The 14085-nt window shown below is 59.8% G+C and carries 15 protein-coding genes; 1 reads left to right on the forward strand and 14 read right to left on the reverse strand.

From position 1 onward, the window contains the following. Positions 1-128: 128 nt before the first annotated feature. From JI752_RS12015 to JI752_RS12075, 13 genes are all read right to left on the reverse strand, one after another. The gene (locus JI752_RS12015; RefSeq protein WP_216964350.1) at positions 129-428 is read right to left on the reverse strand and encodes a hypothetical protein; all 300 of its coding nucleotides are present in this window, start codon (positions 426-428) and stop codon (positions 129-131) included. Positions 429-463: 35 nt separating this feature from the next. Next, positions 464-1129, reverse strand: coding sequence for a hypothetical protein (locus JI752_RS12020; RefSeq protein ID WP_254200729.1), 666 nt, complete (start codon positions 1127-1129; stop codon positions 464-466). 86 nt (positions 1130-1215) lie between these two features. After that, positions 1216-2190, reverse strand: coding sequence for a D-alanine--D-alanine ligase (locus JI752_RS12025; RefSeq protein WP_216964352.1), 975 nt, complete (start codon positions 2188-2190; stop codon positions 1216-1218). 634 nt (positions 2191-2824) lie between these two features. After that, on the reverse strand, positions 2825-3085 hold the full coding sequence (locus JI752_RS12030) for a hypothetical protein (RefSeq protein ID WP_216964354.1): 261 nt from the start codon (positions 3083-3085) through the stop codon (positions 2825-2827). A gap of 1300 nt (positions 3086-4385) precedes the next feature. Then, positions 4386-4829 (reverse strand): hypothetical protein, encoded by a 444-nt coding sequence (locus JI752_RS12035; protein ID WP_216964356.1) that lies wholly within the window; start codon positions 4827-4829, stop codon positions 4386-4388. Positions 4830-5558: 729 nt separating this feature from the next. Then, on the reverse strand, positions 5559-5846 hold the full coding sequence (locus tag JI752_RS12040; protein WP_216964358.1) for a hypothetical protein: 288 nt from the start codon (positions 5844-5846) through the stop codon (positions 5559-5561). A gap of 59 nt (positions 5847-5905) precedes the next feature. Further along, complete coding sequence (locus JI752_RS12045; RefSeq protein ID WP_216964360.1) at positions 5906-6475, reverse strand: hypothetical protein; 570 nt, start codon at positions 6473-6475, stop codon at positions 5906-5908. 198 nt (positions 6476-6673) lie between these two features. After that, entirely contained in the window at positions 6674-7438 is a 765-nt protein-coding gene (locus JI752_RS12050) for a hypothetical protein (protein WP_216964362.1), read from the reverse strand. Positions 7439-7571: 133 nt separating this feature from the next. After that, on the reverse strand, positions 7572-8045 hold the full coding sequence (locus JI752_RS12055; protein ID WP_216964364.1) for a hypothetical protein: 474 nt from the start codon (positions 8043-8045) through the stop codon (positions 7572-7574). A gap of 323 nt (positions 8046-8368) precedes the next feature. After that, positions 8369-8860: a hypothetical protein gene (locus JI752_RS12060; RefSeq protein WP_216964366.1), complete on the reverse strand. Its 492-nt coding sequence runs from the start codon at positions 8858-8860 to the stop codon at positions 8369-8371. A gap of 81 nt (positions 8861-8941) precedes the next feature. Beyond that, positions 8942-9412 carry a hypothetical protein gene (locus tag JI752_RS12065; RefSeq protein WP_216964368.1) on the reverse strand — a complete coding sequence of 157 codons (471 nt, stop codon included), beginning with the start codon at positions 9410-9412 and terminating at the stop codon, positions 8942-8944. A gap of 142 nt (positions 9413-9554) precedes the next feature. Further along, entirely contained in the window at positions 9555-10229 is a 675-nt protein-coding gene (locus JI752_RS12070) for a hypothetical protein (RefSeq protein ID WP_216964370.1), read from the reverse strand. A gap of 141 nt (positions 10230-10370) precedes the next feature. Next, a complete protein-coding gene (locus JI752_RS12075; RefSeq protein WP_216964373.1) occupies positions 10371-10589 on the reverse strand; it encodes a hypothetical protein in 219 nt (72 codons plus the stop codon). 1569 nt (positions 10590-12158) lie between these two features. Here JI752_RS12075 and JI752_RS12080 point away from each other — a divergent pair. Continuing rightward, a complete protein-coding gene (locus JI752_RS12080) occupies positions 12159-12914 on the forward strand; it encodes a hypothetical protein (RefSeq protein WP_216964375.1) in 756 nt (251 codons plus the stop codon). On the opposite strand, the gene JI752_RS12085 is transcribed toward JI752_RS12080, so the two are convergent. Further along, complete coding sequence (locus tag JI752_RS12085) at positions 12911-13993, reverse strand: inovirus-type Gp2 protein (protein ID WP_216964377.1); 1083 nt, start codon at positions 13991-13993, stop codon at positions 12911-12913. The genes JI752_RS12080 and JI752_RS12085 overlap by 4 nt on opposite strands. Between the last annotated feature and the right edge of the window lie 92 nt (positions 13994-14085).

Raw genomic sequence — 14085 nt, forward strand, 5'->3', positions numbered from 1 at the left:
AATAAGCTCGTTCATGGTGGACTCCTCTAAGCCGCGACTGTGCTCGCAAACTCAGTCTGGCACTCGATGAGTGCGCTGGTGAGGAGGAGTCCATCCCATTGCTAACGGCCAGGAGCGGACGTTCGCTCTCAACTCAACACCAGATATACCTCTGTGCCCTGTGGCACCCGGTCTTTTGAGATCTCAGGCGGCAGGGCGATGGGAGCAGAAACTCGCTCCGGCCTTGGGCGCGACCCGTAGTTGACCATTTCGACACCTGCGATCTGAGTATCAATGCTTTCGCCGGTGGGCAAGATCAGGCGGATCTTCGCGCCCATGCCAAAGGCAGGTAGATCGGGACTTACGGGAATGCCTGGAACAAGAACTGGGCCGGGGCGTCCTGACAGTTGAAATGCATGGTCGACCTTGAAAAGGAACAAATTAGCCATGCCTTCAAGCGTCCGCTTTGGGTCGTAAGCGGACGTTAGCACCGCCTGCGCGGGCCCGCCCCAACTAGCGAGGCGACCAGCCTTTCCTGCTGCCGGTTCGACTTATGGTGATCCGCCAGTGGTCGAAGCAACTCGGGATTGCTGACGCGAACCAGCTCGAATGTATCGCGGATGACGCGATCGATACGTGGCCCGCCTCCACCAAGAATGGCGGAAGCGAGCGCAGGGACGATCAGGGAGAGAAGCGCGGGATGCCCTGCGACGGCGTTGGCGAGCGCTTGCAGCGCGTGAGCCCTACGCAGGTTGTGTGGTTCGGTCTCCGCGACATCGACAAGGAGGCGAGCCACCTGCGCCGCCCTCTCGGAAGAAAGGTCTGCCAGCACACGCAGCGGCCAGGACGAGACGGTCACGATCCGATTTTGCTCACTCTGCTCCTTTGCGGCCGAGAATGCCGCTTCGAGGAGCTTGTAACGGATAGGACCGCTGGAAAACTCTGCTGCCCGCGCCAGAGCCTGGCATCGGTACCAGGGATGCCGTATGCGGTGAGCGACTTCCGCTGCAGCCTTCGGGTCATCTGAAGCCATTTCCCACACGCGTGAGCGCGCCAGCACGCCATCCCTGATGATCGACAACTCGCTCATGAAGACGTCATCGCGAAAGTGGAAGGACTCGAATGTCCGCTTTGGGTCGAAAGCGGACATTAGCACCGGACTCACCGCGTCTCCGCGCCAAATGTCCGCCATCGGCCACGAGCGGACGCTCGCTGTCGTTGGGATAGCTCAAGCCCCTAGCCGGGTCCTCGCGCGAGGGCTCGACAAATCAGGTGATCAAGTAGCGCCGGAAATGAAATGCCCGCGTGAAAAGCGCCCTCGGGATAGAGACTTGTCGCGGTCATCCCAGGAAGCGAGTTGAGCTCTAAGAGGAAGATCCCTCCCCGCTCATCTACCAAGAAGTCTGACCGGGAAAGATCGCGGCAATCGAGCGCGCGATGCGCGCGGACCGCGACGGACATCAGTTCCGCAAGCACTTCAGTGGACAATCTGGCCGGAAGGATGTGGTCACTGAGCCCCGGCGTGTACCGGTGCTCGAAGTCATACCAAGAGCCCGCGGGCGTTGCTACCTCGACTGGAGCAAACGCATAGCTTCCGTCTAGAGTGTCCAACACTCCGACAGTCACTTCCATACCGACAATGCGGCGTTCAACCATAAGATCTCTGCCGTAGAGCTGTGCGTCCGCGATTGCAGCTTCAAGATCCGCGACTGACGAACAAAACGTGACCCCAAGCCCAGAGCCTTCGCTAGATGGTTTAGCAACCAGATTAACTCCGAGCGCCCTTACGATATCTTCGGCAGCTCGCAACTCGTTCTTCAGCGCGCCCCCTTCGATAACCGGGAGCCCAGCGTCGCGAAACACGAGTTTTGCCAAGGGCTTTTGCATCGCCAGCTTGCTTGCCAGAACTCCGCTACCTACATACGGAATGCATAGGACCTCCATTGCGCCTTGGAACGTGCCGTCCTCGCCAGGTCCACCATGCATTACCGGAAACACAACATCGGGCACGAATTCAATCAACGCAGACATGACTGAGTGCCCATACTCGAAGAGTTCCATGACGTGCCCCAAACTTGCTAATGCATCCAAAACCTGCCGGCTGGAGGCGCGCGACACATTGGCTTCCGGCGACGGCCCACCGCAAACGACGGCGACCCTGAGAGCACGCGGATGCATGAGGATCGCTTCGCGGGAGATCTGTGGCTTCATGAGTGCTCAATTGGAGGTGTTTGTTGGTCCGGCATCGCCCATGTCGGCTTTGGGTCGAAAGCGGCCAAAAGCGGACATTGGACGACGAACCAGCCTAGCCCCCAACGGCTTGGCCGGATGCACTATCCGGGTGGCTGCGAAGGACGAACCCGTCGTCATTTGCGTTCGGCGAGCAATCGATGACGTACGTCGCATCGGCCTGAACAGTAAACCGAAACGTGGGAAATGCATCGAGGTAGATCCGACCGCCGGGTCTTCCGCATTCAAGGTCAGCGATGTAAGTGCCCGGCCTTAGCGATATCTGGTCAGCTGGATCGATGTCCTGAGAACGGACCATATGTTTGGAGTGTATGGACCGCAGTACCACGGCTGGCTCCCCGGAGGGCAACCGAGCAACCCGCACAAGCGCGTGGCCAGCAGGCGCAGGCTGGTTCACGAGGGCCAACGAGCAGCCAGAAAGCATCAACGCGATAGCTGCGCTCGCCCGCATGGCGTTCACCGTTGGAGGTTGGTGATATGGCTCACCTTGAACGACCGCTTTGGGTCGGAAGCGGACATTAGCACCAGTCCGACCGCCCCGCCCGGCCCAATGTCCGCTATAGGCCAGAAGCGGACATTGGTATCTGAAGAACTGTCAGGTCTGTTGTGCTTCGTCACCGGGCGCGTCCATAAAAGCCTGCCACTCCCCCATGTGATAGCTCTCTGCGTTGAAGAGCAGGCAGTATCGGCCCTCATGCTTGCCGACCATGCTGATGCATGCGTGAGTATCGCCATAATCCAATGAGATCCGGACCTCCATATCTTGATCCTCAAAGGTCTGCAGCTCACTAATCAGCTGCCTGATGGTCTTGCCACGAGTGACCCACGCTGGGATCGCGTGCTTCGGTTCATCCATCTTCTGCTCCTGAGCTTCAGCTTCGTGGGCCTAATTCGTCCAGGAGTGGCACTCCACGGAACCCGATCCGAATGTCCGCTTCGGGTCGAAAGCGGACATTAGCACCCCGGCGGCCGGGCCAGCCCGGTCGAACGTCCGCTATCGGCCAGAAGCGGACACTCGTTGGTACGCCGGTAGCTCGACGACAACGACCGTAGAGGGTCCAACCTGCATCGCCTTGTTCATTGCGAATACTTCGAGAGGCACGGACCTTCCACCAGACTCGAACCCGAATCTGAAACGCATCGTCGCGCCATCCTCGCTGATCGTCTTCGAGGAAATCGGGATGTTCGGAAACGAAAGAAATGGGGCCTGCGTGTCCGGGGAACGGAAAACGAATCCCAGGTCCGCGACCGAGAAGACGCTTCCTTCCGGTACCGATACCTCGATGAAGGCATACGTGTACGAGTCGCATCGCCCCGGAACGTCAGACTTTGGATTCTCGACAGACGCAACGCGAACGAGGGGCCTCGGCACAGGTTCCCAAGGCGGTGACAGCTCGCGCTCCTGTGTTCCGGGTTTACCTGGCTCATACCCAACAAAGCCGCCCACGATCGAACACGCCCCCGCCGGCGGCGCAAGAAGGACGGCCATGAGGCCCACTGCCGCGAAACGAGTCCAGTCCCACATCAAATGAACCTCATCCCTTAGTTCCTGGTTGGCCTGCACCCAATGTCCGCTATCGGCCCCAAGCGAATATTCGACACCACGACCTACTCACACCGCTCGGCGTGGTTGATCTGATTGATGAGTTCAGGCCGGCTATGCACCGGGGAAGCAGGCAAATGTACCGTCGGAGGGTTCCGTGTGAACCGAATCAGGACGGGCAGCATCCTCGAACCCCGCGCAAGGATCTCGCATTCTGGTTCCGTTGATTCGCCAAGATAGTGTCCAGCCAGGGCAGCCAGCGCCTCGTCGCCTGACACGGAGGTGTCTTTCACGAGTAACTCCAGCGCACGATTGGCGTGCAAGTTGGCGCGTTTATCACTCGCCCCCGCGCGAAGGGCCGTCAAGGCATCGCTGAAACGGGTGACGTGTCGCTGTGCGTCGGGGCTGAGGACGCTTGGCGGAGCGGCCGCCGTAATGCTTGCAGCAAACAGTGCCGTGATCCCCAAGACGCATGCGGCGAATCTCATCTTACCCCTCCCCTATCGGGCCATTCGCGATCCTTGCTACCCGTCGCGCCGGATGTCTGCTTTGGGTCGGCAGCGGACATTAGCACCGCTCCGACCATTCCCACGTCCTGCCGCACGTCGCGCGGCTATGGCTTTCGCCAGAACGCCCACCATGGGCGGTTCGACCGTTTAGCCTCGTAGAAGGAAGAAGGACACAGCACGGCCCACCGCCCATCCTGCTCCGACATAAAGATTCGTTGGGAATAGGTGGCCCCATCGGCCCTGCGCCCCGCTTCGGTCACGATGTGGAACTTGCCGGCATGGTGTTCGACCGCAGCCACACGCGAGATCACGCCGTCGAAATCTGGCGGAGTGGCCTGCTTCCATTTGGCTTCCAGCACCTCGGCCAGTTGCGAAAGCGTCGTTTCGTCGAACGCCTCGCCGGCCCCTTCCCAGGTCATATGGAGGGCCATCAGTTCGGCCTCGTGCCGGAAGTCACGGCATCGCAGGGCCGAGTCCATGTCCTTGTCGCGATATGCCTGTTCCAACGCGTGCAGGGCCTTCTGGGGCGAGGAAAGTTCGAACTCCATGTCTTGGCTTCCTTGCTGTTGAACGATGCTTCACGTTTTGAAGGTGGTGATTGATCTAAGGGTGCGACAACAACCATGGCGGAAACGCGGCTGCTACCTTCTCCGAAGCGTGCTCGAACGACAGTCCGATTTCGTTGTCCGTGACTGGCACCCCGAGTAGCATCGTCACCGGAGAGCCATGCGAAACCGCAACATGCGTGCCGGACGGAACGAAGGCCATGTGCCGGTACGGGCTTCGCGCGTTGTGCCTGACGACGTCCTCGCAGACAAGGGGCCAGTCATCGGTTGAGCGTTCGTTCAACCAGTAGACCGAACTCACGAGGGCATTCGGAAGCCAGCGGGGCTGTCCGCACGCGGCAAGTTCGTACCGACCGGATGGCAGGTCAAGGCGCCTGTCACAAACCCCCACCGTCGTATACAGACGCGAGCGCTCCGGACCAAACTGCGCCACCAGCACTGGGCGGCGCCCATATTCGTCGCGGTACGCCGCCGCGCTGAAATGGCCAGTAGCGCGCGTGCGCAGGTGACTCACCAGTTCCTTGTGATGTGCTGCCGGCTCCACGCGTTCCTCGCTGCTTCCTTGTGATGCGACAACCCGGCTTCGTCCGCTTCGGGTCGGAAGCGGACCTTAGCACCGAGTTCCCGCCTCAGCCCTGCCCCAATGCCCGCTATCGGCCAGAAGCGGACATTCAATCTACGCGTGAGGACGCGAAACGCTGCGCCTTGGCCTCATTTCAAGCTCGTGATGGGGAGATTCCAAAGATCCCACGCGATCTTTCTACCAAGTTCCTTGTTGCCCGCCTCAAACGCGCCAAACATCGCTTCTAGCTGACGTTGCACACGCTCTTCTTCTTCGTTGTTTCGCAAATGCGGTCGGACCCTTGTCCAGAGCGTCTGAATCTCACTCTTATGAATATCATAGGTAGTCGGCAACCAATCCGGATACTCGTCGGGGGCATCCGTGGTGGCTAGGGAGATCAATCCGGCCAGATCACCTAGCAGTTCAGATAGCGACATAAGGAAGCTCCAGTCTGGCGCCAAACAATCTACTGAGCGGGGTCGGTTCGCATGAACTGTTAGCCATCGCCGACACACTTGATGTCAGAGATATACACGCCAAACTGGCCGTCCAAATAGTGCAGCTGACACAGGCGGGTTACCTTGGGACACAGGCTACCGCGTCCAGCGACTTTCCACTCCTCACCAGATGGAAGACGGAAGAGAGACCAGGCTCCTCTCACCTTGTCTCGCCCTGAATACATGCAGGTTGCTGAAGTGGAGGACTTGTCCGTTGAGAGCAGGGCCGTTGGATAGCTCGGCGCGCTCACAAGCACTGCTGCAATGAAGCTGCCAAGGAGAGCCGATGCTGCAGGAAACACCAAAACCGCCTTCGCGACTTGCCCGCGCTCGCCATGACTCCAGGCTGACGCGATCCAACGAAAGCCTCGCGGCTCGCGATCAGACCCCATCCACAGGGCAGAAGCCACGAGCAATCCAATGAATGTGAGGGCGGAACAACCGATGCTCAGGTTGAAGAAGGTTTGCGGCGCCGGCACATAGGGAGTCGACGCACTTACAACCAACACCGACACCATCACGCCGAAGGTGCCCAGTATCAAAAGCGGTGGATTATGGCCGCGTTGCATCATCGGACCACCTACCTGGCAGACGGGTGCTGCGCAGCAGTTCGCCACGCCTGGCAGAACCTGATCTGTGCCGTAACCTCCTCATCTACGGCCTCCCTATGGACCGCTACGGGTCGAAACCGGACATTTTCACCGCCGACGCGGGTCCGGCTCGCGGACCGTCCGCGATCGGCCAAAAAGCGGACGCTCCTCCGCCCCTTAACCCCGATCTGGCAGGTGGCCGGATTGGGTCAGCACATCTCGCGACTTGCGCATGAAATTCCCTTGGATCGAGGCAGGGAACTGCTGGAGGAAGCGAGTGTAGATGCCCTTCGCCTCGGCGCCTCGCCCCATGTTTACGTAGGTCACCACGCTTACGTACACGAGGCGTTCGGTCATGGTTCGATCACCCGCGACGCGCCGCAAGAGATCGAGCGTCTTCTCTGCATTCCGGAAGTCGTCGTTCGCCGCGTACGCGAATGCCAGAAACTGAAGACCTTCTACCTCATGAAGTTGCGAATCGGCGAACTGAAGATCAGCCAATGCTGAGGCGCATTTGCCTTTGATGCAGTCTTCTGCACCCCCAATCAAGCGGGTGTAAGGACTGTCCGGAAATCTCGCCCGCGCGTCGGCTGCCACGATGCCCCGCTCTTCCCTCCGACTGAACGTTCTGTAGAGGCTCCAGTAAAGAGCAGAAAGGCGCTTCGGCTCCGTCTGCGGGTCATTGCTCGCAATGCCCTGAAGCAGTGAAATCGCCTGATCGGGATCCCCTGTGTTCGTCGAGTAGACCGCGAGCTGGAAGTCGCGCTCGAAAGACCTTTTGCACTCATCTCGAAGCGCTGCCACCTTCCTCGAAAGGTCTGCTGAAGGGCCTCCAGCAATGAGCCCCGTGTTTCCTTTAGCCACCTCTGATAGAAGCGAATCGCAGTTACTAGCTCGGCGCTCGGCCGAACAAGACGGCATGGTTGAAAGCGCCATCGCCATGAGAAGGCATTTGGCTGACAGCATTGACCTGTGATTCGATGCAGAAGTCATCCGTTCCCTCGAACTAGAGATAGTCGATCTCAGCACCCTGCCCGCCGACGGCAGTGCCTGCCGCTCGCCAGGCCGGCATGGATCAGTAAATGCGCCGTGTGCAGTTGCCGCGAACTTCAAGGACCTCGAATGTCGGCGGAGGCGAACCTGAGCCGATATCAACGAGCAGTACCTGGCATTTCGCCTCGGACGTTGTCTGCCTCAAGGAATAGGTGTGCCCAAGCTCAGGAGTAAAGGAAATCAGGTTGTTGCAGTACCTGGAACCTACCTCGATCAGCTCCCCCGCCAGCCGAGCGCCCGAAGTGCGTTGGAAGGTCGCGAGAACATGCAATCGCTTGCCTGGCTGGACCAGTAGCGTCTGGTTCTTGTCCTTGCTGAAGTTGAATGCCGCCATGACGTAGCCAGGAGTCTTGCACTCAGCGTCGTCGAATGAGCTGAACATCTGCGCACTCATGAATCCGCTCTGGTCGGAAGCGATGCTCAGCTTCGCATTCGGCTCGGTAGGTGCCGGCTGCTTGTAGTTGTAGTTTCCGCAGCCGGACAACACGAGTGCCATTCCGCCGGCCAAGGCTAGGCACACGGGCCCAAGGCCCATCACAAGAGGTCGCATCCGTGTTGTCCCCTGGTAGGAGCCGCAGGCCGGGACCCCTTCCCGGCCGGGCGATGCTCGCATGAGGTCGAGGCGCTAGCAATCCCGCGACGTTGGCCAATGACCGCTCTGGGTCGAAAGCGGACATTACCAGCCCGGCCACCGGCCGTCCTGCCCGAACGTCCGCTATCGGCCAATAGCAGACATCGCCGGAGTGGCTGAGTTGGGCCAACCCGCGAAAGCGGGTTCGGCTTGAATGATTGCTAGGCCTTATGGGCGAGGGCCTCAAGTCACGACTTCGGGGCGGGCGTCCCTTCGAGCTTTGACTTTGATTGCCTGAGTTTGGAAATCGCGTCTTCGTACATGAAGCCACCTACTGCGGCAGAGATGGCTTTGAGGAAGAGTCGCTCAGCCTCTTGCAAATTAGCGATTTCTGATTGCTGGGTGGCAGTAGCGACATGCGATGAAGAGGCCAACCCTAGCTCTTGATCCGCGAGCAGGACGTTCACCCACGCGTACGAAGCGCCGTTCTGGACACCATAGTCGCCAAGTACCAGGAATGTCAGGCCCTCGTGCCTTACGCGAGTACAAATTCCAGAAAGTTTGGGGTCGTTGATCCCGCCGCTCTGAGAGATGAGCTTTGCCAATTTCGCATCTGAAGCGACGGGACATTCTGCATTCACTTGGCCTGTAATGCTCAGAGCAAGAATTGCGATAGCCAACTTCCTCATACGATCACCTTGGAATGTGAGCCGACGACTGAATTGGGTCGAAGCGGACATTAGCACCGCCTGCGCCGACTCGTCCGGTCGACCGTCCGATATCGGCCAGAAGCAGACATTCGCCGAGGCCAGAACTCGCCTTCAGCCTCCACCAAGGTCGAGACCGGCGCCAAACAGGGACTCGATTTCTGCTGCAGTCGTCCAGCGAACTTGGGGCGAATGCTCGGAGAGCAGCTCCACGCAGCAGTCTCCAGAAAGAATGCAGTAGTGGGAGAGCGGACCGCGAAAGGCTCCGACCTTCTGTGCCCAAGCAGAGTTAGCCACTTTCAGAAACGGTCTGCCGCCAGGTTGAGTCGCCGCAAGTTGCGGATCCCACGTTGGCAGGGTGTCGTCGTGTATCTGGATGGATTCGACAGGCCCGAACACAAGCACTGGGCATTTGCCATTGCGGAAATGCCCGTCGCAAACGACCAGAAGATGATTCGTTCCAAGGTGCAGCACCCAGGCTCCGTGAAGGAAATCCGGCGCATCGGGAAGCGGTTCCCATACCTCAAACGATTGCATGTCGTGCAGTTTCCTGGGGAACGTCCGCTTCGGGTCGAAAGCGGACATTAGCACCTGCCACCGAACGAGGACCCGGGTGTGCTTTGGTTACCCGAACTACGATGGCTACCTCGCTTTCATCGCATCCAACTTGGGTTCGCTTCGCGAACCAGGCTGCGCGCGCTTTGGCCAGATCAGCGTGCCCACCAGATCAGGAACGCAGCCCCAGCTCTTTCGACCAGTCGTATCGCTGATGGACGAGCAGCGTGTCCAGATACCACAGGTAGACGGACGCGGCGTCGTTGAACGACGCCCTTCGCGGTATCGCTTCCCGCCCCGTCAAGTAGTACGTGGCGTACTCCAGCCATCCGCTCGTGTCGTCCATGTCGAGGCCAAGGCGTCTTGCGGCAGCGGTGACGCGAGCCGGCTGGGGTTCATCCGGCCACTTGCAGTTCATTTCCAGCAAGTAAATCAGGTACGCGGGGGCATCCACGCCGGGGAGTGCCCGCAGCGTCCTTGGATCGCTTCGAAGTGAGGCGAGGTCGCGCCGAAAGCCACTGAGGTCGAGGACCGTGCCGTCGCGGTCGGACAACTGGGGGTCGTCCAGCGTTTCGCGCGCCTGCGCCAACCAGAACGCCTTGTCCTTGCGACCATCGAGCTGCGCGAGATGGGTGGTCGCATAGGCGGCCGCCGACTCCGCATCCGCAAAGAGGGGCGTCAGAACCTGATCCATGCGAAAGCTGTAGCCGAAGAAGTACTGCTGACCGTCGATCCGGACCGGCTCGATGCCGCCCACTACCATTGCACCGTAAGGCCGCTGAGCGGCTGCCTGTGCACACAGCGCACCGCAGAACGCTAACGCGGCCAATTGAATTGCCCACCTCATGCCCGCCCCCTTGCGATTCGACCTCCCCGGGTCGAGACCAGACATTAGCACCTGTGCGAGCGGCCAACCTGCCTCAATGTCCGCTAACGGCCAGGAGCGGACGTCGCGGTGACATGCAGGAACACCCGGATGCGGTTACGCCTACGAAGCGAGCAGGACCGCCAGCGCGACCAGGAGGCCAACGACGATGAATTGCATCGGCCACGCCGCGCGCGATTTCCGCCGAATCAATCGTCCTGTTACGAATGCCGCAAGCGGAAGAGGAAGGAGGAATAGACCGGAAAACGCTGCCAGCAGGCCCGCATGCGCGTCGCCGATTGCGGGATGCAGCGGCATGGTGAGCAGATAGAGGGCAATCATTCCAGTAAGGAGCGCTACGAGATAATTGCCATGGGCCAACACCCGAAGGGCTCTCATACCAGTTTCATCTCCGCCATCCCATGTCCGCTTTGGGTCGAAAGCGGACATTAGCATCGCTGCAGAGGAACTGTCCGGCCGAGGATCCGCTAACGGATAGAAGCGAAGACTTAGCCAAGCGGCGCCGATCTGCAATGGGCCATCAGCTCAGAACTCTGTCTGTACTGATCACGAGTACCTAGCTGGCATTGGACCATCGGCGCGGATGGCCTCGAGGACGCTGGCTGGGTCGCTCTGGCACCAGTAGCGGAAGTACACGGCCGGCTTCTCCGCTCCCCTGAAGATATCTCCCACACTCGTTTCAAGAGGGATCAGAAGTTGAGGGAGGTCCCACTGTTGCGCCATGACCCCAATTGGACTCGCACGACCCGCGACATCGATGAGCCACGTGGCTTGGCCACCCGCGGTACCCGCGAGAGGGCAAACCCGCCATGCCATAGCCAGCATTTCCAGCACATTGAAAGAAGAGGCCACGGAGAAAGTGGCTTCGTGCGATAGGACATCGTCCCCCGCGCAAACGCTATCCCGATCAGCTGTAACGGTGAGGAGCATCGGTAACGGGATCCGTAATGGCCGCCTCGGGTTGGAAGCGGACCTTAGCACCGCCGGCGACGGAGTGGACCAGAGGGATGCCCGCTAACGGCCATTAGCGGACCTTTACATGAACTTGGCTACGAGCGCGAGCGACGTCAGGTAGAATGCCGCAACCAGCAGGGTCAGGCTCCACTCACGTGTATTCAAGTGCAGGTAAAGATGCCTCTCTTGGTGGATGCTTGATCCACCGTACAGCCGCATCGGAGCGACAAACTCCGCGAACGTCCACCATTGATTGGCGCAAAACGACAATCTTTGACGGATCCCGCAACACTCGCCAACGTCATGCAACTACTGGTGGCCCACCAGCCCTCGAATAACTCACGCATCCCATTGCTATAGCAAGAACTTTGGAACAAAGCATCTAGCAATGACTCACCTTTTGACTCACTTTTTGATCGGCAGAGGTCGGATTCGATTGGACTGCATTGGACATTTCGCTGGGCCCCGGATCCGGCAGGCTGATAGCCTCGCACGTCGATACGTGGAGACGAAGCGTTGCCCAGCGCGGAATCTATCGAGCACCTCTTCTTGATGTCCACCGGCAAACGCTCGTCCTATTCCTGGCGCCAGGACAGCGTTGCGCAAGGCGGACTGCTCCGGCGCGATTATTGACGCGCGGCACCGGTGGCGCCCGCACTAGATCTTCGTGCGTTGCCCCGAAGACTTATCATCGATTGCCGGCGGGCAACTAGCGAGAGTGCTCCGTAACAATCTTGCTCGCCGGCCTTGCCTCCGTCCGCTTCTTAATCCACATCCACAGCCGGCCTGCCGCCCTCTGCCATGACACAGCCAACCGGCGCCCGCCTCTTCACCAGCCCTTGTGCGCCCTGCCCTCACGAGTGCGGAGCGCATCCACCGCAGGCACTTGGCCTGATTGAACGAGTGCCATGGGCCACTCTGTCTGGCCTAGCTCCTATGGCGCGCGACGCCTCAATCGACCATGAAGCAGCATCGGGGCTTTATCTGGCGAGCTGGTACAAGTCCACGCAGGATCCGCCTTGCCTGCTCCGAAGCTTGGAAGGCGCGCTCTACCAGATCATTCTGGTCAAGATGGCCCGGTTCGACTGCACCTCAACGCAGGCTTTGTGCGAGTGGCTTACCAGAGCGCGGCAACGCTTCATGCAAGGACTCCCCGTCAGTGTGTATGCGCAGTTCCACCTTCAAGCGGAAGATTTCGCCCTTGATGACCTGATCGATGTGGCTCTGGGTTACTGGATCGAAGCGGCCCAGGCACATGACGCGGCCAGTCCTGCGCGCAGCTGGCCCTCCCTGGCGCAAGCCAGCCTCTATCTCGGACTAGTACTTGGTCCGACCTACGCGATGGAGTCGGGAAAAGCTGGCGGTCTAACACGCAGCGCCAAATTTGACTCGCTTAAAGAGAAGATTCTGGAGCTGCTTCGGACGTTCCCCGACAAGCACTTCCCGGACCTCAAGCATGCCAGGGAAGCTATCACCGCCCCACTGAAGGCCTTCTGCGACGAGTCCCGTGACAGCCGGAGTACGAGTCTGGAGCAGTTTCTGAAGCGATGCAGTCAACAACAGAGGAAGGCGAGCTCGCGCGACAATGAAATCCGCGCCGAGTTTCATCGCGTCGCAAGCAGAGTCGGACCGGGACGCCCCCCGCAAAGTTGCCCTCGCGGAGTAGCCGCACGTCGGACGCGGCGACGTTAAGTCTGCAAAGCGCCCTGCTCCCCAGGATCATCAGCAACGGGCATCTGGGCAGGAGACGTCTGGCGAGGACGTCCTCGCCCGCTGTGTCTTCCGGGCAGGACACCCTTGCCGAACACGCGACCGATCTCTGGCCCAACCAGTCGGGCGTAGTAGTCCACCTTGGCCAGATACATGGCCGCCTGCTCCAGGCCCTGGCGCAACCGGACATCGGCATGGTGGATCAGCCCGATCCCTAGGCACCCACGTAACCGGTACGCGTCGGCATGGGCATTGCAGTTCCAGTACACGCCCCGCTCAGTGATTGCCTGCCACTTCTGGCCCAAAAGCTTTCCCCAGCTGATCCCTTCGCGGACCTGATGGCCGTTGAACAGAACCATGAGGTGGGTATGGTGTCCCTTGATTGCGCCGTATTCACGCTTCCACACGTAGCCCACTTGGCCGGGGAGCTTTCGGATATGCCCCAGCATCTGGGTGAGATCTTCCTTAGCCTGCGCGTCGGTCACGATGACGGCGGGCTCCGCAGGATCGTGCCGGTATCCAACATCTAAGCGCACCACCAGCATCTTAGCGTAGCGGTCGAATAGGCCATCCAAGTACTGCCGAAGGCTCGCGGCATTCTTGCGAGCAGCACGCTCATGATCGGCCACTCGTTTGCTGAAAGGCTCGCTACGCACCTGTCGGCGCAGCTCATCAATCCACTGGTTCAGCGCATCCAGGTTCTCTGGACACAGTCCTTCCCACCGGATCGGACAGGTGTCCAGGTTCCGCTCCAACAATTGGAAGTAGGGGCTGAATGTATGGCGGGCCAAGCAAGAGCGAAGTGTGCCGGGATCAAAGCTGCCGGCACAACGCTCCAGACGGCGCCCCAGTGGGCATGCTTCCACTTGCTCACCGCCTCTGCGGCGGTGCCCACGCCAGAACAGGTCCTTGCGGTTCTTGGCAAGATCGGCCATCAGCCGATCCACCTCCATGAGAATGCGGGGACTATCGTGTTCGTGGGTAATCAGCCAGCGCTTGCCGGTCCAACTGGGCGTCGAGGCTGTCCAGTGCCTCTGGAGGAGGTTGTCTTTGTCTTGCATGGGGGCTCGAGGATAAGTCTGTCGTCAGCTCCCAACTGGAGTCGGAGAGCAGGGCAAATGGGGCTGGGTAAAGCCACAGCAAAGACATGGGT

This window comes from Lysobacter sp. MMG2, assembly GCF_016735495.2.
In the GTDB taxonomy this organism is placed as follows: Bacteria; Pseudomonadota; Gammaproteobacteria; order Xanthomonadales; family Xanthomonadaceae; genus Lysobacter_J.